At 72.7% G+C, this 18,070-nt stretch carries 11 protein-coding genes; 5 read left to right on the top strand and 6 right to left on the bottom strand.

The window, feature by feature from the left end; genetic code table 11:
- Positions 1–260: 260 nt before the first annotated feature.
- On the top strand, positions 261–938 hold the full coding sequence (locus tag F8274_RS22045) for a cellulose binding domain-containing protein (RefSeq protein ID WP_151464273.1): 678 nt from the start codon (positions 261–263) through the stop codon (positions 936–938).
- A gap of 148 nt (positions 939–1,086) precedes the next feature.
- A complete protein-coding gene (gene pulA / locus F8274_RS22040; RefSeq protein WP_151464272.1) occupies positions 1,087–6,585 on the top strand; it encodes a pullulanase-type alpha-1,6-glucosidase in 5,499 nt (1,832 codons plus the stop codon).
- 79 nt (positions 6,586–6,664) lie between these two features.
- Here pulA and F8274_RS22035 read toward each other — a convergent pair whose 3' ends face one another.
- Together F8274_RS22035 and F8274_RS22030 are read right to left on the bottom strand one after the other, a co-directional pair.
- Positions 6,665–8,620: a hypothetical protein gene (locus tag F8274_RS22035; RefSeq protein WP_151464271.1), complete on the bottom strand. Its 1,956-nt coding sequence runs from the start codon at positions 8,618–8,620 to the stop codon at positions 6,665–6,667.
- A 297-nt stretch (positions 8,621–8,917) separates the two neighbouring features.
- Complete coding sequence (locus tag F8274_RS22030) at positions 8,918–10,396, bottom strand: aminopeptidase P family protein (protein ID WP_151464270.1); 1,479 nt, start codon at positions 10,394–10,396, stop codon at positions 8,918–8,920.
- Between the two features lie 111 nt (positions 10,397–10,507).
- Between F8274_RS22030 and asnB the strand changes: the two genes are divergently transcribed.
- Positions 10,508–12,469, top strand: coding sequence for an asparagine synthase (glutamine-hydrolyzing) (gene asnB, locus F8274_RS22025; protein WP_151464269.1), 1,962 nt, complete (start codon positions 10,508–10,510; stop codon positions 12,467–12,469).
- 60 nt (positions 12,470–12,529) lie between these two features.
- On the opposite strand, the gene F8274_RS22020 is transcribed toward asnB, so the two are convergent.
- A complete protein-coding gene (locus F8274_RS22020) occupies positions 12,530–13,654 on the bottom strand; it encodes a lytic polysaccharide monooxygenase (protein ID WP_151464268.1) in 1,125 nt (374 codons plus the stop codon).
- A gap of 320 nt (positions 13,655–13,974) precedes the next feature.
- Here F8274_RS22020 and F8274_RS22015 point away from each other — a divergent pair, with 320 nt between their 5' ends.
- Positions 13,975–14,904, top strand: a complete 930-nt coding sequence (locus F8274_RS22015; RefSeq protein ID WP_151464267.1) for a carbohydrate kinase — start codon at positions 13,975–13,977, stop codon at positions 14,902–14,904.
- Positions 14,905–14,920: 16 nt separating this feature from the next.
- On the opposite strand, the gene F8274_RS22010 is transcribed toward F8274_RS22015, so the two are convergent.
- Positions 14,921–16,141, bottom strand: a complete 1,221-nt coding sequence (locus tag F8274_RS22010; protein WP_151464266.1) for a multidrug effflux MFS transporter — start codon at positions 16,139–16,141, stop codon at positions 14,921–14,923.
- 81 nt (positions 16,142–16,222) lie between these two features.
- Between F8274_RS22010 and F8274_RS22005 the strand changes: the two genes are divergently transcribed.
- Positions 16,223–16,669 carry a MarR family winged helix-turn-helix transcriptional regulator gene (locus F8274_RS22005; protein ID WP_151464265.1) on the top strand — a complete coding sequence of 149 codons (447 nt, stop codon included), beginning with the start codon at positions 16,223–16,225 and terminating at the stop codon, positions 16,667–16,669.
- 14 nt (positions 16,670–16,683) lie between these two features.
- Here F8274_RS22005 and F8274_RS22000 read toward each other — a convergent pair whose 3' ends face one another.
- A complete protein-coding gene (locus tag F8274_RS22000; protein ID WP_151464264.1) occupies positions 16,684–17,514 on the bottom strand; it encodes an MBL fold metallo-hydrolase in 831 nt (276 codons plus the stop codon).
- Positions 17,511–17,915: a thioesterase family protein gene (locus tag F8274_RS21995; protein ID WP_151464263.1), complete on the bottom strand. Its 405-nt coding sequence runs from the start codon at positions 17,913–17,915 to the stop codon at positions 17,511–17,513. Before F8274_RS21995 ends, F8274_RS22000 begins: the two co-directional genes overlap by 4 nt.
- Positions 17,916–18,070: the final 155 nt, after the last annotated feature.

The following is an 18,070-nucleotide window of genomic DNA, read 5'->3' as shown; positions in this document are numbered from 1 at the left end:
GGGCGGGACGTGCCCGCCGAGCGGCGCTCCATGGTGGACAGTGCGGGCGGCGGTGCGCGATCGTGCCCGAATCCGAGCCATTGAGGAGTTCCCATCGCCGAGCCCGGACAGCGTATCCGACGACGCGCTGCGACGTGTCGGGTGCGGGGCGTGGCATCGGGCCCGATCCGCCACGCATGATCACCCGTTGTGGACCGCGCGCTTTCCGGCACTCTGCCCGGTCGCTACGCTCCCCGACGGGGACCGACAGGGGAGGGGCCATGCCCGGGACACGACGCGCACGCCCGTCACCCGGCGCCGCCATCACCTCGTCGCCCTGGATCGTCGTCTCGATCGGCGTGATCGTCATGGTGGTGCTGCTGGTCGTGGCGCTGGGCTCGGTGCGCGGGCGGCGGACGTTCGCCGAGGCCCCGCCGCCGGACCCGACGATGTCGCTGCCCCAGGTGGCGGTCAGCACGCCCGCCGGGCCGGCTGGGACCACCCGGCCGCCCGCGTCCGCCGCCGGGCCGGGGGTGCCCGGGCTGTCTCCCCGGTCCACCGTGCTTCCCGCCCGGCCGACGCCGCGCCCGTCGCCCAGCGCGGGCGGCGCCAGCAGCCGGCCGCCGCCCGCCCCGGCCCCGGCCCCGGTCACCGGCCGGTACGGCGTGGTGAGCAGCTTCGACGGCGGCTTCGTCGGCGAGGTGCGCCTGGTCAACACCGCCGGCACGGCGCGGGGCTGGACGGTGCGGCTGGCCTTCCCCCGGGGCCGTCTCGTGGCCGCCTGGGTGAGCGGTGCCGAACAGGGCAGCGGCCGGTTCACCGACGGTGTCCTCACCTACCGCAGCGGTGTCGACCTGGCGCCCGGGGCGTCGGTGGCGCTGCAGTTCCACTTCGAACGGACGGGGACGACCCGGCCGTCGAGCTGCGCGGTCGACGGCGCCACCTGCTCCGGCCTCTGATCCACCGCCTCGGGTGGCACGCCCGGCGCGGCGCGCTGCCGTGTTTCGCAAGATGGCTGCTTTATTGCGACTTGGTTTGCAAGGTATTGCAGAATGTTTCGGCGAGGGCTAGCGTGCGGGCGAATCAGCGACCAGAGAAAGGCCGTCGATGAAACCCCCGCCGATATCTCGCAAGGCACTGGCCGCCCTGGCCACCTCCCTCGTGCTCACCCTCGTCGGCGTGCCGGTGGCCCTCCACCAGGTGGGTGCCGACGGCAGCGAGCAGCGCGCCACCCCCGACGTGCTGGCCGCCGCGGGCGCCGCGCAGTGGAGCCGGGAGCCGTCCGCCGAGGCGCTGCTCAAGGCCGGCAGCAGCGCCGCCAGAGCCGAGCAGTTCTACTTCGTCCTGCCGGACCGCTTCGCCAACGGCGACCAGCGCAACGACACCGGCGGGCTGACCGGTGACCGGCTCCGCACCGGCCTGGACCCGGCGGACAAGGGCTTCTACCACGGCGGTGACCTCAAGGGGGTCATCGACCGGATGGACTACATCCAGGGCCTCGGCACCACCGCCATCTGGCTCGCCCCGATCTTCAAGAACCGACCCGTGCAGGGCACCGGCGCGGACGCCTCCGCCGGCTACCACGGCTACTGGATCACCGACTTCACCCAGGTCGACCCGCACTTCGGCACCAACGCCGAACTGAAGAAGCTCGTCGACCGCGCCCACCAGCGGGGCATCAAGGTCTACCTGGACATCATCGCCAACCACACCGCGGACGTCATCCGGTACGCCGAGGACCGGTACGGCTACGTCGACAAGAAGACGTCCCCCTACACCGACGCGCAGGGCCGGGCCTTCGAGGACCGCAACTACGCCGACGGCACCCGGGCGTTCCCGCGCGTCGACAGCACGTCGTTCCCGTACACCCCGACCTTCGCCACCGCCGCGGACGCCACGGTCAAGGTGCCGGCCTGGCTGAACGACCCGACCATGTACCACAACCGGGGCGACTCCACCTTCGCCGGCGAGAACAGCGAGTACGGCGACTTCTTCGGCCTCGACGACCTCTGGACCGAGCGCCCCGAGGTGGTCCGGGGCATGACCGACATCTACGCGCAGTGGATCGGCAAGGCGGGTGTCGACGGCTTCCGCCTCGACACGGTCAAGCACGCCAACCTCGACTTCTGGCCGCAGTTCACCCGCGGCATCGACGCCGCCGCCGCCAAGGCCGGCAAGCCGGACTTCTTCATGTTCGGCGAGGTCTACAGCGCCGACCAGGAGGTCGAGTCGACCTACGTGCGGCAGGGCGGCCTGCCCGCCACCCTCGACTTCTCCTTCCAGGAGGCCGCGCGGGGCTACGCCGCCGCGGACGGCTCGGCCCGGGCGCTGGCGGACGTGTACGCCAAGGACGACCTCTACGCCGCGCGCGACACCGACGCCAACCGGCTGACCACCTTCCTCGGCAACCACGACATGGGCCGGATCGGCTCGTTCGTCGCCGCCGCCGGCGGTGACGACGCCAGCCAGCTCCGCCGCGACCAGCTCGCCCACCAGCTGATGTTCCTCACCCGCGGCCAGCCCGTGGTCTACTCCGGTGACGAGCAGGGCTTCACCGGCCCCGGCGGGGACAAGGACGCCCGGCAGGACATGTTCGCCAGCCGCACGGCCGACTACCTCGACGACGACCTGATCGGCACCACCCGCACCCACGCGAGCGACCAGTACGACACCACCCACCCGCTCTACCGGACCATCGCCGAGCTGGGCAAGCTGCGGCAGGCCCACCCCGCGCTGCGCGACGGCATCCAGGTCACCCGGTACGCGGCGGACGGCCCGGGCGTCTTCGCCTTCTCCCGCGTTCTCCCGAAGGACCGCACCGAGTACGTCGTCGCGGTGAACAACGCCGCGACCGCGCAGACTGTCACCGTGGACACCTGGTCGGCCGGCGCCACCTTCACCGGCGTCTACGGCGGCACGGCCACGGCGGCCGCCGGCGCCGACGGCAAGCTGGGCGTGACCGTGCCGGCGATGTCGGCCGTGGTGCTCAGGGCCGACCGGGCGATCCCGCCGGCCGGTACCGCCCCGACGATCACCCTCACCGAGCCGGGCGACGCCCCGGTCGCCACCAGGACGGCCGTGACCGCGCAGGTCACCGGCGACCCCCTGGCCACCGTCACCTTCGCGGCCCGGGTGCCGGGCGGCAGGTGGACCCTGCTGGGGAGTGCGCACAAGGCGCCGTACACCGTCCACCACGACCTGACCGGCCTGGCCGGCGGGACGACTGTCGAATACAAGGCCGTGGTCCGCGACGGCAAGGGCCGGGTGGCCGCCGCGCGTACCACCGGCGTCGTCGGCACCCCGGCGCAGAGCGCGTCCCGGGACTGGGCGGTCGTGCACTACCAGCGTCCGGCCGGAGGGTACGCCGACTGGGGTCTCTACGCCTGGGGCGACATCGACCCGGCGTACCAGACCGAGTGGCCAACGGGGCAGCCGTTCGCGGGTGAGGACTCCTTCGGCCGGTTCGCCTGGGTCAAGCTGAAGCCGGGCGCCACGTCCGTCGGGTTCCTCGTGGTCGACAAGGACGGCAACAAGGACGTCGCCAACGACCGCACCATCGACGTGACGCAGACCGGCGAGGTCTGGGTCAAGCAGGGCGACCCGGCCCTCTACCCGACCCGGCAGGCCGCCACCGGCGAGCCCGACCCGCCGGTCGACCAGAACACCGCGGTCATCCACTGGCGCAAGGCCGACGGCAACTACGACGGTTGGGGCCTGCACCTCTGGGACGGCGCCGCCAACCCGACCGACTGGGGCAACCCCCTGAAGCCGGAGAAGATCGACGCGTACGGCGCTGTCTTCCGGGTGCCGCTCGCGGCGGGCGCGACCGGGCTGAACTACATCCTGCACAAGGGCGACGAGAAGGACCAGCCGGACGACCAGCGGCTCGACCTCACCACCGTCGGCCACGAGATCTGGCTGCTGGCCGGGGTCAAGGGCCGGCTGCTGCCGCCCACCTCGTCCGGCGTCGCGAAGGACCTCGACATCACCAAGCAGAAGGCGCAGTGGATCGACCGGTCCACCGTGGCCTGGCAGACCGGGCCGACCGACGGCAAGCGGTACGCCCTCGTGGCCGCCCCGGCCGGCGGGCTCGCGATCGCCGACGGCGAGCTGACCGGGACGTACACCACCCTGCCGCTGCGGGCGGCGCGCAACGGGCTGACCGAGGCGCAACGGCAGGCGTACCCGCAGCTCTGGGCCCATCGCGCGTTCACGCTGGACCGCGCCGACCTGGCCAAGGTGCCCGCGGCGCTGCGCGGCCAGCTCGTGGTGACCGAGCGGGACGCCGAGGGCCACCTGCTCGGCGCCACCGGGGTGCAGATCCCCGGCGTGCTCGACGACGTCTACCGGGCCGCGACCGGCGCGAGGCTCGGCCCGACGTTCGCCGGCACGGTGCCCACCCTGGCCGTCTGGGCGCCCACCGCCCGGAAGGTCGCGCTCCAGCTCTTCGACTCGCCGACGGCCCAGCCGGCCACCGTATCGATGAGACGCGACGACACCACCGGCGTCTGGTCGGTGCGCGGCACGAAGGGCTGGACCGGGAAGTACTACCGCTACCAGGTCGAGGCGTGGCAGCCCGCCGCGCAGAAGGTGGTCACCGCCGCGGTGACCGACCCCTACTCGGTGGCGCTCACGCCGGACTCGACGCACAGCCAGATCGTCGACCTGGCCGACCCGGCGCTGGCCCCGGCCGGCTGGGCGAACCTGCGCAAGCCGACGGCCGTACCGTCGGCGAAGGCGCAGATCCAGGAGCTGTCGGTCCGCGACTTCTCCATCGCCGACACCACCGTGCCGGCCGAGCAGCGGGGCACCTACCGCGCCTTCACCGACCCGAAGACGGCCGGGATGAAGCACCTCCGGGCGCTCGGCGACGCCGGCGTCAACTACCTGCACCTGCTGCCCGCGTTCGACTTCGCCACCATCCCCGAGAAGCGGGCCGACCAGGCCCAGCCCGCCTGCGACCTGGCCGCGCTGCCACCGGACTCCGACGAGCAGCAGAAGTGCGTCGCGGCGGTGGCCGACAAGGACGGCTACAACTGGGGGTACGACCCGCTGCACTACACCGTGCCCGAGGGCGGCTACGCCGTCGACCCGGCCGGTGCGAAGCGGACCACCGAGTTCCGGCAGATGGTCGCCGGGATCAACCAGGCCGGCCTGCGCGTGGTGATGGACGTCGTCTACAACCACACCTCGGCCGCCGGCACCGACCCGAAGTCGGTGCTCGACCAGGTGGTCCCCGGCTACTACCAGCGGCTGCTCGACGACGGCACGGTCGCCAACTCGACCTGCTGCGCCAACACCGCCCCCGAGCACGCCATGATGGGCAAGCTCGTGGTGGACTCCCTGGTCACCTGGGCGAAGGCGTACAAGGTGGACGGCTTCCGCTTCGACCTCATGGGCCACCACCCGAAGGCGAACATCCTGGCCGTCCGCGCTGCCCTGGACAAGTTGACCATGGCCCGCGACGGGGTGGACGGGAAGAAGATCCTGCTCTACGGCGAGGGCTGGAACTTCGGCGAGGTCGCCGACGACGCGCGGTTCGTGCAGGCCACCCAGGCCAACATGGCTGGCACCGGCATCGGCACCTTCAACGACCGGCTCCGCGACGCCGTACGCGGCGGCGGCCCCTTCGACGGCAACCCCCGCATCCAGGGCTTCGCGTCCGGGCTCTTCACCGACCCGAACGGGGACGACGTCAACGGCACGGCCGCGGAGCAGAAGGCCCGGCTCCTGCACCAGCAGGACCTCGTCAAGGTGGGGCTGGCCGGCAACCTGCGCGGCTACCGGTTCACCGACTCGTCCGGCCGGCCCGTCACCGGCGCGCAGGTGGACTACAACGGCTCGCCGGCCGGCTACACGGCGGCGCCGGGCGAGGCGGTCACCTACGTCGACGCCCACGACAACGAGATCCTCTACGACGCGCTGGCGTTCAAGCTGCCGCAGGACACCTCGGCGCAGGACCGGGCCCGGATGCAGGTGCTCGCCCTGAGCACCGTGGTGATGGGTCAGGGGACCGGGTTCGTCACGGCCGGCTCCGAGCGGCTGCGCTCCAAGTCGCTGGACCGCAACTCGTTCAACTCCGGTGACTGGTTCAACCAGATCCGGTGGGACTGCGCCCAGGGCAACGGCTTCGGCGCCGGCCTGCCACCCGAGCAGGACAACAAGGACAAGTGGCCGTACGCCAAGCCGCTGCTGGCCGACCCGAAGCTCGTGCCGGACTGCGCGGCGATCAACCTGGCCGACGCCCGGTACGCCGAGCTGCTCACCATCCGGCGTTCCTCGCCGGTCTTCGGGCTGGCCACCGCCGACCAGGTGCAGAAGCGGGTCGCCTTCCCGCTCTCCGGCGACCGGGAGACCCCGGGCGTGATCACCATGACCCTGGACGCCCGCGGGCTCGGTGGGAAGTGGACGTCGGTGACCGTGGTGTTCAACGGCACCCCGGACACGGCGACGCAGACCGTCACCGGCCTGCGCGGGGCGGACGTGACGCTGCACCCGGTGTTGCGGAACTCCGCCGACCCGGTGCTCCGGACGGCGTCCTTCGACCGGGCCGGTGGCACGTTCACCGTGCCGGCGCGCAGCGTGGCGGTCTTCGTCCAGAACTGACACCGACGACGGACCGGCCCCCTGCCACGAAGTGGCAGGGGGCCGGGCCCTGTGCGTCGATCCGTACGCCGACCGCTGCTCAGTTGAAGCAGTCTTCGACGGTGTTGGCGCAGTTGGTGGGGTCGTTGTTGGTGATGGTGGACTTGTCGTCGAGCTTGACCTTGCCTTCGTTGTTGAGGATGCCGCCGGCGACGCGGTGCAGCTTGCCGGTGTCGGTGGCGGTGTTCTTGGTGACGTGGGTCTTGGTCAGGGTGACCTTGCCCTTGTTGTTGAAGATGCCGCCGCCGTTGAGGGCGGTGTTGTTCTTGATTTCGGTGTCGCGCAGGGTGAGGGTGGCGTTGTCGTCCTTGTCCCTGTCGTTGCGCTCGGTGAAGCCGTCTTCGACCTTGACGAGCCATTCGCCGTTGAAGATGCCGCCGCCGAAGCGGTTGGCGGTGTTGTCGACGATGGTGCTGTCGGAGATGGTGGCGGTGGCGTCCGACTCCTTGTTGTCGCGCTGCTTGTTGTCGCGCTCCTCGTTGTCGCCGCCGTTGGAGGACCAGTCCTTCTTCCAGTCCTTGCCGCCGGTGTTGACGATGCCGCCGCCGTTGCCGTCGGCGTGGTTCTTGGCGACGTGGACGTGGTCGAGCTTGAGGGCGGTGTTCTCGGCGTAGATGCCGCCGCCGTTTTCGCAGGCGGTGTCGCTGGTGATGGCGGTGAAGGTGATGGTGACGAAGCCGCCGGAGCTGAACAGGCCGCCGCCGTTCTTGCCGGCGCGGTTGTCGGACAGGGTGCTCTGGACGGTGTCCTTGCCCTTGACGGAGCCGAGGATCTCGACGGTGCCGGCCTCGTCGTCGTGCTTGAAGTCCTTGTCCTTGTCCTTGTTCTTGTCGTAGCTGTTGCTGTCGTAGCTGTTCTGGCCGTAGTTGTTCTGGCCGTAGTTGCCGTTGCCGTTGGCGATGCCGCCGCCGTTGCCGCCGGCGGTGTTGTCGTCGATGTGGGATTCCTCGACCTTGAGCACGCCGCGGTTGAAGATGCCGCCGCCGTCCTGGCGGGCGTGGTTGTTCTCGACCTTGCTGTCTTCGAGGTGCACGCGGCCGAAGTTGGCGATGGCGCCGCCGTTTTCCTCGGCGTTGTTGTCGGTGAGCTTGACCTTGATCAGGTGGGCGCTGCCGCCGCGCTCGACCAGGAGCGCACCGCCGTCGCCCTCACCCTTCTTGTCGTCGCGCTTGTCCCCGTCACGCGAGTCCGAACCCTGCGACCCCGAACCCTGCGACCCCGAGCCCTGCGATCCGGAACCCTGCGAACCCGAACCCTGAGCGACCGGCGCGCCCGGGACGGCCAGCACGGAGGCGCCCATGACGGCCGGCGCCATCGGAGCCCCGTTGCCCGGAGCGCCGTTGCTCGGGCCGCCGTTGCTCGGGGCGCCGCCGCCGCCGTACTTGAAGGCGGTGGCGTTGCCGCCCTTGACGGTGAGGTCCTTCAGGGTCAGGTCGCCGCCGTCGACGACCCGGAAGATCCGGAAGGTGTCCTCGGCGTCGCGCTTGATCGTCGAGCCGTTGCCCTTGATCGTGATGTCCTGCTTGATCTCCGGCAGGGCCGCGCCGAACTTGCGGTCCTTCTCGCCCAGCTCGTAGGTGCAGTCCTCGGCCAGCTTCAGCGTGCCGCCGTGATCCCGGTTGGCCAGATCGAGCGCCTCGACCAGCTCGTCGTCGTCACACGGCACCTCCCGGACCTTCCCGTGGTCCCCGCCGTCGGCGTCCCACTCACCACGGTCGCGACCCTCGTCCGACGGGCCCTTGTCCCCGTCCTTGCCGTCCTCGTGGTCGCCCTTGTCGGCGTCGGAGGCGTGCTGCGGCGCGGCCGCGCGGTTCTCGGCCACGCGGTTCGGGGCGCCGGACTTGTCGTTGTCCCGGGCCGCGAGGCCACCGAGCGCCGCCAGCCCGACGACGCCGGTCAGTCCGGCCACGCCGGTGGCGACCAGGAGGGCCCGCCGCCTGCTCGTCGACGGGGTCATCGGGGCCCCGCCGTCGCTGTTCGTTACGTCGTTGGACATCAGAGCCTTCCGCCCTTTCGGTCTACCTAAAGGGGTCGCACCGCCCCAGGCCGAGCGACCAGCTACAAATCGGTTGCAGCCTCTGATCGCCAACATATGAGAAGGATCCTCGCGACGCGGACGGATCCGAAGAAATCGCGCATTTGGCTCACATCCGGCTGGGCGGCGTCACCCGGGGGCGTAGCGGCACCTGGGGGCGTGAGCAGCGCAAACGACGACGGGCCCGGCACCGGCGTCGTTACCGCGAGAAACCTCGCAGACGCCGGCGGCGGGCCCGCCGGGGGTCGTGCTGGTGGGTCAGCCGGGCAGGCGGGGGCCGGCCTCGCGCTGCTCGGCCAGCCAGGTCTCCACCTCGTCGGAGCGGCGCGGCAGGCCGGCCGAGAGGTTCACCGGGCCGTCGGCGGTGACCAGGATGTCGTCCTCGATCCGCACGCCGATGCCGCGAAGCTCCTCGGGGACCAGCTCGTCCTCGGGCTGGAAGTAGAGGCCCGGCTCGACGGTGAGCACGTAGCCCTCGCTGAGCGGCCCGTCCCGGTAGGTCTCCTTGCGGGCGTTGGCGCAGTCGTGCACGTCGATGCCGAGCATGTGGCTGGTGCCGTGCAGCGTCCAGCGGCGGTAGACCGTCGACGCCGGGTCCATCGCCTCGTCGACGCTCACCGGCAGCAGGCCGAGATCCTTCAGCGCCTCCGCGAGCACCCGCATGGCGGTCAGGTGCACCTCGCGGAACGCCACGCCCGGCTTGATCACGTCGATGCCGGCCTGCTGTGCGGCGTAGACGGCGTCGTAGACCTGGCGCTGCAGCGGGGTGAACCGGCCGTCGACCGGGAGCACCCGGGTGACGTCGGCGGTGTAGAGGTTGCGGTTCTCCACGCCCATGTCCATGAGCAGCAGCTCGCCGGGGCGGGTGGCGCCGTGGTTGTGCACCCAGTGCAGGATCGTGGCGTGCTCGCCGGCGCCGACGATCGAGCCGTAGCCGACGTCGTTGCCGTCGTGCCGGGCGCGCAGCGCGAAGACGCCCTCGAGCAGCCGCTCGGAGACGGCCCGGTCGGCCGGGAGCGCCCGGGCCACGTCCTCGAAGCCGCGGACGGTGGCGTCACACGCCTCCTGGAGCTGGGCGATCTCCCACTCGTCCTTGACCAGCTTCAACTCGGAGATCGCGATGGCCAGCTCGCGGTCGCGGCCCGGCTGGCCCTCGGCCCGCGCCCCGTCGTACGGCCGCACCGCGGCGTCCACCCGGGCGTCGAAGCCGCGCAGCACCCGGGTCCGGCCCGGCGCCAGCTCGGCGAGCGCCGCGTCCAGCTCGGTCAGGTCGGCGGTGGGCAGGCCCAGCTCGGTCGACTTCTCCTTCAGCGTCGGCCGCCGGCCCACCCACAGCTCGCCGTGCCTGCTGCGGAAGAACTCGTCGGTCGCGCGGGACGACCGGGGCCGCATGAACAGGGTGGCCTCGCCGCCCGGCCGGAGCACGAGCACGCTGTCCGGCTCCAGGTCGCCGGTCAGGTAGGCGAAGTCGCTGCCCGGCCGGAACCGGTGGTCGGTGTCGTTGGCGCGTACCTTCTCGGTGCCGGTCGGGATGACCAGCGTCTCCCCCGGGAAGGCCTCGGCCAGCGCGGCCCGCCGCTTGGCGTGGTTGGGCACCTCCGGCCGGGGGCCGACCGGCAGCTCCGTGTCCCGCCAGCCCTGCCGCATGAAGGACAGGAACGCCTCCGGGAAGTCCGGGTCGTGCGATTCGGTGCCGTCCGCCGGCTTGCCCTGCTGCTGTGCCCGCTCCTCGGCCATGTGCCGCCTCCTTGCGCCTCGTCGCTGGTCCAGACGGTACCGCGCGGGCGGGAACGCGGAGTGCCTGCGGTGCCGCGACGGTGGCTTCCGGCGCGTGGAAAGATGGCCACCATGTGCGGACTCCTGGCCTTTTTCAGCGCGCGCGGTGACGCCGCCGCTCACCGCGACCACATCGCCGGAGCACTGGAGTGCCTGCACCACCGCGGCCCGGACGAGACCGGGGTCGAGGTGGTCGGCGACGCCTCCGGCCGGTACGCGGACGGGGTGTTCGCGCACAAGCGGCTGGCGATCATCGACGTGGCGCTCAGCCACGAGCCGCTCCCCTACGCGAACGAGCGCTACCTGCTCACGTTCAACGGCGAGATCTACAACTACATCGAGCTGCGGGACGAGCTGATCCGCGACTACGGCGCGCAGTTCGCCACCAACGGCGACGGCGAGGTGATCGTCGCCGGCTACCACTACTGGGGTGAGCAGGTGCTCACCCGGCTGCGCGGCATGTTCGCCTTCGTGATCTGGGACCGGCAGGAGCGGCGGGCCTTCGGCGCGCGGGACTACTTCGGCATCAAGCCGCTGCACTACCTGGAGACCCAGGACGGGCTCTACCTCGCCTCGGAGAAGAAGGCGCTGCTGCCCTTCGCGCACTCGGCCTACCAGGGCGACGCGGGGATCGACGCGGCCAACCTGAGCCACTACCTGACCCTGCAGTACGTCCCGGAGCCGGGCACGCTGCACCGGGGGATCAGCCGGATCGGGTCGGGGGAGTACCTGACCTGGACGCCCGGGGGCCGGATCGAGGTGCGCCGCTGGTACCGGCCGGTGTTCCGGCCGGCCCCGGTCTCCGACGAGCAGAAGCTCTACCACGAGATCCGGGAGACGCTCCGGGAGAGCGTCCGGATGCACATGCGCTCGGACGTGCCGGTCGGCTCGTTCCTCTCCAGCGGCATCGACTCGACCGCCGTGGTGGCCCTGGCCCGGGAGTTCAACCCGAACATCCTCACCTTCACCGTCGGCTACGACGTGCCGGGCTACTCCGAGATCGACGTGGCCCAGGAATCGGCCCGGCACCTCGACGTGACCACGATCCCGACCAAGATCGGGCCGCAGGACATGATCGACGCACTGCCGAAGATCGTCTGGCACCTGGACGACCCGGTGGCCGACCCGGCCCTGGTGCCGCTCTACTTCGTCGCGAAGAAGGCCGCCGAGCACGTCACGGTGGTGCTCTCCGGCGAGGGCGCCGACGAGTTCTTCGGCGGTTACACGATCTACCGGGAGCCGCTGTCGCTCAACGCGGTGAACAGCCTGCCGGGCGGGATGCAGAAGGGCCTGCGGGCGGTCTCCAAGGCCATCCCGCAGGGTGTGAAGGGCAAGAGCTTCCTGGAGCGGGGCACCACCCCCATCGAGGAGCGCTACTACGGCAACGCGCGGATGTTCACCGAGGAGGAGAAGCAGCACCTGCTGCGCCGCTACGACCCCTCGGTCCGCTACACCGACGTCACGGCGCCCATCTACGCCGAGGCCACCGAGCTGGACGACGTCACCAAGATGCAGTACGTCGACCTCTACACCTGGCTGCGCGGCGACATCCTGGTCAAGGCCGACCGGATCTCGATGGCGCACTCGCTGGAGGTCCGGGTGCCGTTCCTCGACCGCGAGGTGTTCAACGTGGCCGCGGGCATCCCGGTCGACCTGAAGCTGCCGCCCCGCTCCGAGGCCACCAAGTACGCGATGCGCCAGGCGTTGCAGGGCGTGGTGCCGCCGGCCATCGTCAACCGCAAGAAGCTGGGCTTCCCGACCCCGACCCGGGTGTGGTTGCGCGGCGAGATGTACGAGTGGGCCCGGCACGTGCTGGCCACCTCGGGCGCGGGCGACCTCATCGACCTGTCGTACGCCATGCGGCTGCTGGAGGAGCACAAGCGGGAGGAAGCGGACCACTCCCGCAAGGTGTGGACCGTGCTGATCTTCTGCATCTGGCACGCCATCTTCGTGGCGAAGACCCTCGACCCGGGCATCCAGCGCAACCAGTCCGCCCTGCTCACCAAGCCGGTGGTCGGCAGCATGGTCCGCTGACGCGGGTGTGACGGCGGGGCCCCCGGGGACGTGTCCCCGGGGGCCCTTCTCACGTCCGGGTCACCGGCCGGTGCAGGTGACCGTGGGCAGGGTGTTCGTGCCGGAGAAGTTCGCGGTGAAGCCGAACGTGGTGGTGCCCTCCGGTGGGACGCTCCCGTTGTAGGCGGCGTTGGTGACCGTCACGGCGGCCCCGCTGGTGCTCACCGTGCCGTTCCAGAGCTGGGTGATGCTCTGCCCGCTGGGCCAGGTCCAGTTCGCCGTCCAGCCGGCGTAGGTCCGGGTGCTGTGGTTCATGATCATGACCTCGCCCTGGAAGCCGCCCTGCCAGGCGCTGACCACCTTGTACACCGCCATGCAGGCACCGCCCGGCATGGTCGGCGTCGAGGTCGGGGTCGGGCTCGGCGAGGACGGGGGAGTGGGCGTGGGGCTGGTCGGGCCCGGACCGGGCGTGGTGGGGTTCGGCCCCGGCGTGCCGCCGGAGCCGATCCCGGTCACCTCTCCGTTCCCGCCGTCGAAGGTCACGTCCGAGCAGCCGAAGAAGTTCTCCTGGCTGTCCGAGCGGACCCAGCGGGAGTAGATGATGTGCCGGCCGCTCTTGTTCGACGGCAGCGAACCGGTGAAGTAGTAGTGCCCGTCGTTGGTGCCCACCGCGCCGCGCTGCGGCGGGTTGGTCACCTGGAGGAACGGCTGCTCCTCCAGGTCGCTCCAGGCCAGCGGCCGGGTCGGGCTCCAGCTGTCCTTGGTCACGTAGAAGTAGAAGGTGCCCGGGTGGTGGGCCCAGTTGCTGTAGCGGAACTCCATCGACCGCCCGGCCGTCAGGTGGGTGATCGGCCAGTCGGTGCGGGCCAGGTCGTAGCCGGCGAAGTTCGCGTTGCCGCCGCTGCACAGCTTGCCGTCGGGGATGAACCCGACGGTCCGGCCGCCCGCGTCGGAGCGCAGCACGCTGAACCAGTTGTAGAGCGAGTTGGCGCCGCTCTGGGCCACGGCCGCCGAGCAGGCGGGGTTGCTCGGCCTGATCTCCCCGGTCGGGGTGAGGCCGTCCTTCCAGCACAGGTAGGTCCGGGCGCCCGGGGTCATCGCCGCGCCGTGCGCGGCGGCCGGGTCGGGGCCGGTGACCAGGGCGAGCGCGCCCAGGGCCAGGGTGGCGGCCGCGGTGAGCAGCGCGGCCGTACGGGATCGGTGCACGGGATCTCCTGACTCGCGGGGCGCGACCCGCACGGCCGGCCCCGCTGCGACGAGCGGATGCGACGATCGCGGTGCCACGCCCGGCGGCCGGAGTGCGGCCGGGGCCGTCGGGGGGACGCGCACCGCCTCGGTCCGTCAGTGCCCTCGCGTCGGCTCGACCCGGCGGCCGGCGGCGCGGCAGCCCCCGCGCCCTCCCGGCACGCGCAATCCCATCACGTCCGGTCATCCGGCGCAATAGCCGCCCGTCGATGCGGGCGTCTCGTCGCGCCGGGCCCCGCCATGCGCCAGGATCGGAGGTACGACGGACGGAGGGAGCCAGGATGGGGTACGCGGTGGTGCTCGGCGAGGCGCTGGTCGACCTGCTCGACGCCGAGCGCGACGGGGAGCCCGTCTTCCGGCAGGCGATCGGCGGGGGGCCGTTGAACGTGGCCGTGGCGGTGGCCCGGCTCGGCGGTGACGTCCAGTTCGTCGGGTCGCTCGGCGACGACGCGCTCGCCACCCGGATCCGTGCCTTCCTGGGCGCCGCGGGCGTGGGCGTGGACGGGGCGGTCACCGTGCCGGCGCCCACGGCGCTCGCGGTGGCGACGTTCGCCGGCCCGGAGCCGGACTTCCGCTTCTACGGTGAGCCCCGGTCATACGCGCTGCTCACCGCCGACGACCTGGACGTCGCCCTGGTCGAGGGCGCGCAGGTGCTCTACTGCGGCTCGATCGTGCTGCTCGACCCGCCGGTGCTGGCCGCCGCCCGCCGGGCCTGGGCGATGGCCGGGGCGCTGCGGGTGTTCGACCCGAACGTGCGCCCGAGCCTGCTCACCGGCCCGGGCGCGCTGGACGACCTGCGCGCGGTGGTCGCCGAGTTCGCGGCGAGCGCTCACCTGGTCAAGCTGAGCGCCGCCGACGCGCGCCACCTCTACCCGCGGGAGCCGGTCGAGGGCGTCGCCGCGTACCTGCGGGAACTGGGCGCGGGGACCGTGGTGGTCACGCTCGGCGCGGACGGCGCGCTGGTCGCCGCCGCCGACGACGTCGTACGCGTTCCCGCGCCGAAGGTCGACGCCGTGGACGCCACCGGCGCGGGCGACTCGGTGATGGGCGCGCTCGTCGCCGACCTGCTGCACGCCGGCGAGCCGGCGGACCCGGCCGGCTGGCGCGACCGGGTGGCCTTCGCCCTGCGGGTGGCCGGCCTGGTCTGCGAGTCGCCCGGCGGGGCCACCGCCATGCCCACCCGGGACGCGGTGGCCGACCGGTTCCGCTGACCGGCCATACCGCGGGTCAGCGCGGGCGGGCCAGGGTGAGCACGGCGGTGAGGGAGAGCGCGGCGGCGACGGCCAGCACGATGGCCATCGGCGCGGCGCTGCCCTCGCCGCCCAGACCGACCAGGGGCGCGGCGAGCGCGCCGACCACCGACTGGACACCGCCCATCAGCGCTGCGGCGGTGCCGGCGTGCCGGGCGTGCGCGTCCAGCGCCAGGGCCGTGCTGTTCGGCATCACCATGCCCAGCGAGCCCACGAACGCGAACAGCGCCACCGCGACCACGGCGAGGCTGCCGGCGAGCGCGCCGGTGAGCACGCCGGCCGCCGCCACCACGCCGACCACGAGCGTGGCGACCAGCAGCCGGCGCGGGCTGAACCGGTCGAGCAGCCGCGCGTTCGCCTGCCCCATGGCCACCAGGGCGAGCGCGTTGAGCCCGAAGATCAGGCTGAACGCCGCCGCGGAGACGCCGAAGACGTCCTGGAACACGAACGACGACCCGGAGATGTACGCGAACAGCCCGGCGAAGGCGAAGCCCTGGGTCAGCGCGTACCCGAGGTAGACCCGGTCGGCGATCAGCGACCGCATGGTCCGGGCGGTGGCGGCCAGGCCGCCGGTGCTGCGGCGCTCGGCCGGCAGCGTCTCCGGCAGGCGCAGGGCGACCGCGACGGAGAGCAGCACCCCGATGGCGGCCAGGGTGAGGAAGACGGCCCGCCAGTCGCCGAACCGCAGCACCAGGCTGCCGACGCTCGGCGCGGCCACCGGCGCGACGCCGAAGACCAGGGTGAGGCGGGAGAAGTACTTCGCGGCCTCGCGGCCGGCGTAGAGGTCGCGGACCACGGCCCGGGCGACCACCACCCCCATGCCGCCGGCCAGGCCCTGGACGAACCGCGCGGCGGCCAGCAGCGGCGCGTTCGGCGCCACGGCGCAGACCAGCGCGAGCAGGGTGTACGCGACGACGCCGATCAGCACCGGCCGACGTCGCCCCCACCGGTCGCTGAGCGGGCCGGTGACGAACTGGCCGACCGCGAGGCCGATCAGGCAGGTGGTCAGCGAGAGCTGGATGCCGGCCTGGTCGGCGCCGAGGTCGCGGGTCATCGCCGGGAACGCCGGGAGGTACATGTCCAGCGAGAGCGGGCCGATGGCGGTGAGCGTGCCGAGCAGCACCAGCAGGGTGGCGCCGCCGCGTGCGGCCCGGGGGTCGATGGTCGGGCGCGCGGCGGTCCGCACGGTCTGGCTCACGGAGGTTCCCCCTGAAGTCGACGATTCCGGGTAACCTTAGCTCTGTAGTCAGAACTATTGCGATGTGAAGAAGGTGACTCCGTGCCGAGCGACGAGGCCATCGCGCGCTTCGGGGCCGTGCTGGGGGAACTGCACCGGCTGCTCCGCCGCAAGGTCGTCGGCCGGGCCAACCGCGACGCCCTGCCCGAGGCGCAGGTGGAGGTGCTGCACCTGGTCCGGGCCGAGCCGGGGATCAGCGGCAAGGAGGTCGCGCGGCGGCTCGGCACCGCGCCGAACACGGTCAGCACCCTGGTCCGCGACCTCACCGACGCCGGGCTGCTGGCGCGCGACCGCGACCCGGAGGACCGCCGGGTGGTGCGGCTCGCCCTCACCGAGGCCGCCCGCGTCCGGATGGACGACTACGCGGCCCACCGCAGGGCCCTGCTCACCGAGGCCCTGGCCACCCTCGACCCGCCGGCCCGCGACGCGATCCTCGCCGCCGCCCCGCACCTCGACGCCCTGCTCGGCGCCCTGCGCGCCCGCCCCTGACCCGGCGCGGGCGGTCAGGCGGCGCCGTCGAGCTCGGCGTAGCCGCGGCGGGCCGCGACGAGACCCGGGCGGGCGCCGAACGGCGACTCGGCGGCCACCCGCTCGGGCGGGGCGCTGCCGGTGTGGCCGGCCCGGATCAGCCAGGCCTGCTGGGCGAGGTCGGCGTGCTGGGCCCGGACGAACTCCACGTCGACCGGCTCGCCGTGCCCCGGCACCACCACCGTGGCCGGCGTGGTCAGGCGGAGCAGCGCGGCGACCGCTTCCGGCCACTGCACCGGGTACGACTCCTCGAAGGCCGGCGGCCCGCTCTGCTCCACCAGGTCGCCGGCGACCAGCACGTCCGCGTCCGGCACGTGCACCACCAGGTCTGCGTCGGTGTGCCCGTGCCCGGGATGGTGCAGCACCACCCGCCGGCCGCCCACGTCGAGCACCGCCTCGCCGTGCACCGGGTGGGTCGGAGCCAGCAGTTCGGTGCGGGCCAGCTCGGCGGCGAGGTCGGGCTGCTCCGCGCGCATCTCCTCGGACGCCGCCTGGCGCAGCTCGTCGGGGTGGTCGCGGAGGACCGCGGCGGCCTGGGCGTGCGCGTAGACCGGGCGCGGCGGGTCGGCGGCCAGGACGGCGTTGCCGAAGCAGTGGTCGAAGTGGTGGTGCGTGTTGACGATCGTCCACGGGTGCGGGGTGACCGCGCGGGCCGCCTCCGCCAGCTCCCGGGCCTGCCCGGCGGTGGAGAGGGTGTCCACCAGCAGCGCCGCGCCGTCGCCCACCACCAGCGTCACGTTGACGTGCAGCAGCGGGTCGCGCAGCACGTGCACGCGGTCGGCGATCTCGACGAACCGGACGGTCATGACGCCCGCACGGCGCGCTCGACGAAGCGCTGGCGGTCGACCAGGGCCCGCTCGACCCGCCCGGTGGCCACCACCTCGTTGCCGTCGGTGACGATCACCTCGAAGGTCAGCCGCCGTCCGTCGACCTTGACCAGCTCGGCCCGGGCGGCCACCGTCCGCCCGACCGGCGTGGCCGCGCGGTGCTCCAGCTCGACGCGGGTGCCGACCGTCGTCGACCCGGACGGGAGCCGGGTCGCGGTCGCCGCCACCGTGGCCGCCTCCGCCAGCGCGAGCACCCGGGGGGTGCCGAGCACCGGCACGTCGCCCGAGCCCACCGCCTGCGCGGTGTCCGTGTCGGTGACGGTCAGCTCGACCCGGGCGGTCAGGCCCGGGGCGAAGGGCGACTCCGGCTGCTCCTGCATGGGCCGAGCCTAGTGCAGCGGCCCCGGGCCCGGGCGGCGTCCGGACCGCCGCTCCGGCCCCGTCCCGAGGGCCCGGCCGGGGGCGCCCGGCCCCGGCGGCGGGCGGTCGGCGTCGGCGGCCCCGTCGCACGCCGTTAACCTTGTCCGCGATGGCC

This window comes from Micromonospora sp. AMSO31t (genome assembly GCF_008868175.1).
Taxonomy (GTDB): domain Bacteria; phylum Actinomycetota; class Actinomycetes; order Mycobacteriales; family Micromonosporaceae; genus Micromonospora.
Note: the sequence above shows the minus strand (reverse complement) of the source record. Positions and strands in the feature narration are given on the sequence as shown.

Coding starts and splice junctions, on each gene's coding strand:
- F8274_RS22045 (WP_151464273.1), top strand. CDS start 261: ATGCCCGGGACACGACGCGCACGCCCGTCACCCGGCGCCGCCATCACC.
- pulA (WP_151464272.1), top strand. CDS start 1,087: ATGAAACCCCCGCCGATATCTCGCAAGGCACTGGCCGCCCTGGCCACC.
- F8274_RS22035 (WP_151464271.1), bottom strand. CDS start 8,620: ATGTCCAACGACGTAACGAACAGCGACGGCGGGGCCCCGATGACCCCG.
- F8274_RS22030 (WP_151464270.1), bottom strand. CDS start 10,396: ATGGCCGAGGAGCGGGCACAGCAGCAGGGCAAGCCGGCGGACGGCACC.
- asnB (WP_151464269.1), top strand. CDS start 10,508: ATGTGCGGACTCCTGGCCTTTTTCAGCGCGCGCGGTGACGCCGCCGCT.
- F8274_RS22015 (WP_151464267.1), top strand. CDS start 13,975: ATGGGGTACGCGGTGGTGCTCGGCGAGGCGCTGGTCGACCTGCTCGAC.
- F8274_RS22000 (WP_151464264.1), bottom strand. CDS start 17,514: ATGACCGTCCGGTTCGTCGAGATCGCCGACCGCGTGCACGTGCTGCGC.
- F8274_RS21995 (WP_151464263.1), bottom strand. CDS start 17,915: ATGCAGGAGCAGCCGGAGTCGCCCTTCGCCCCGGGCCTGACCGCCCGG.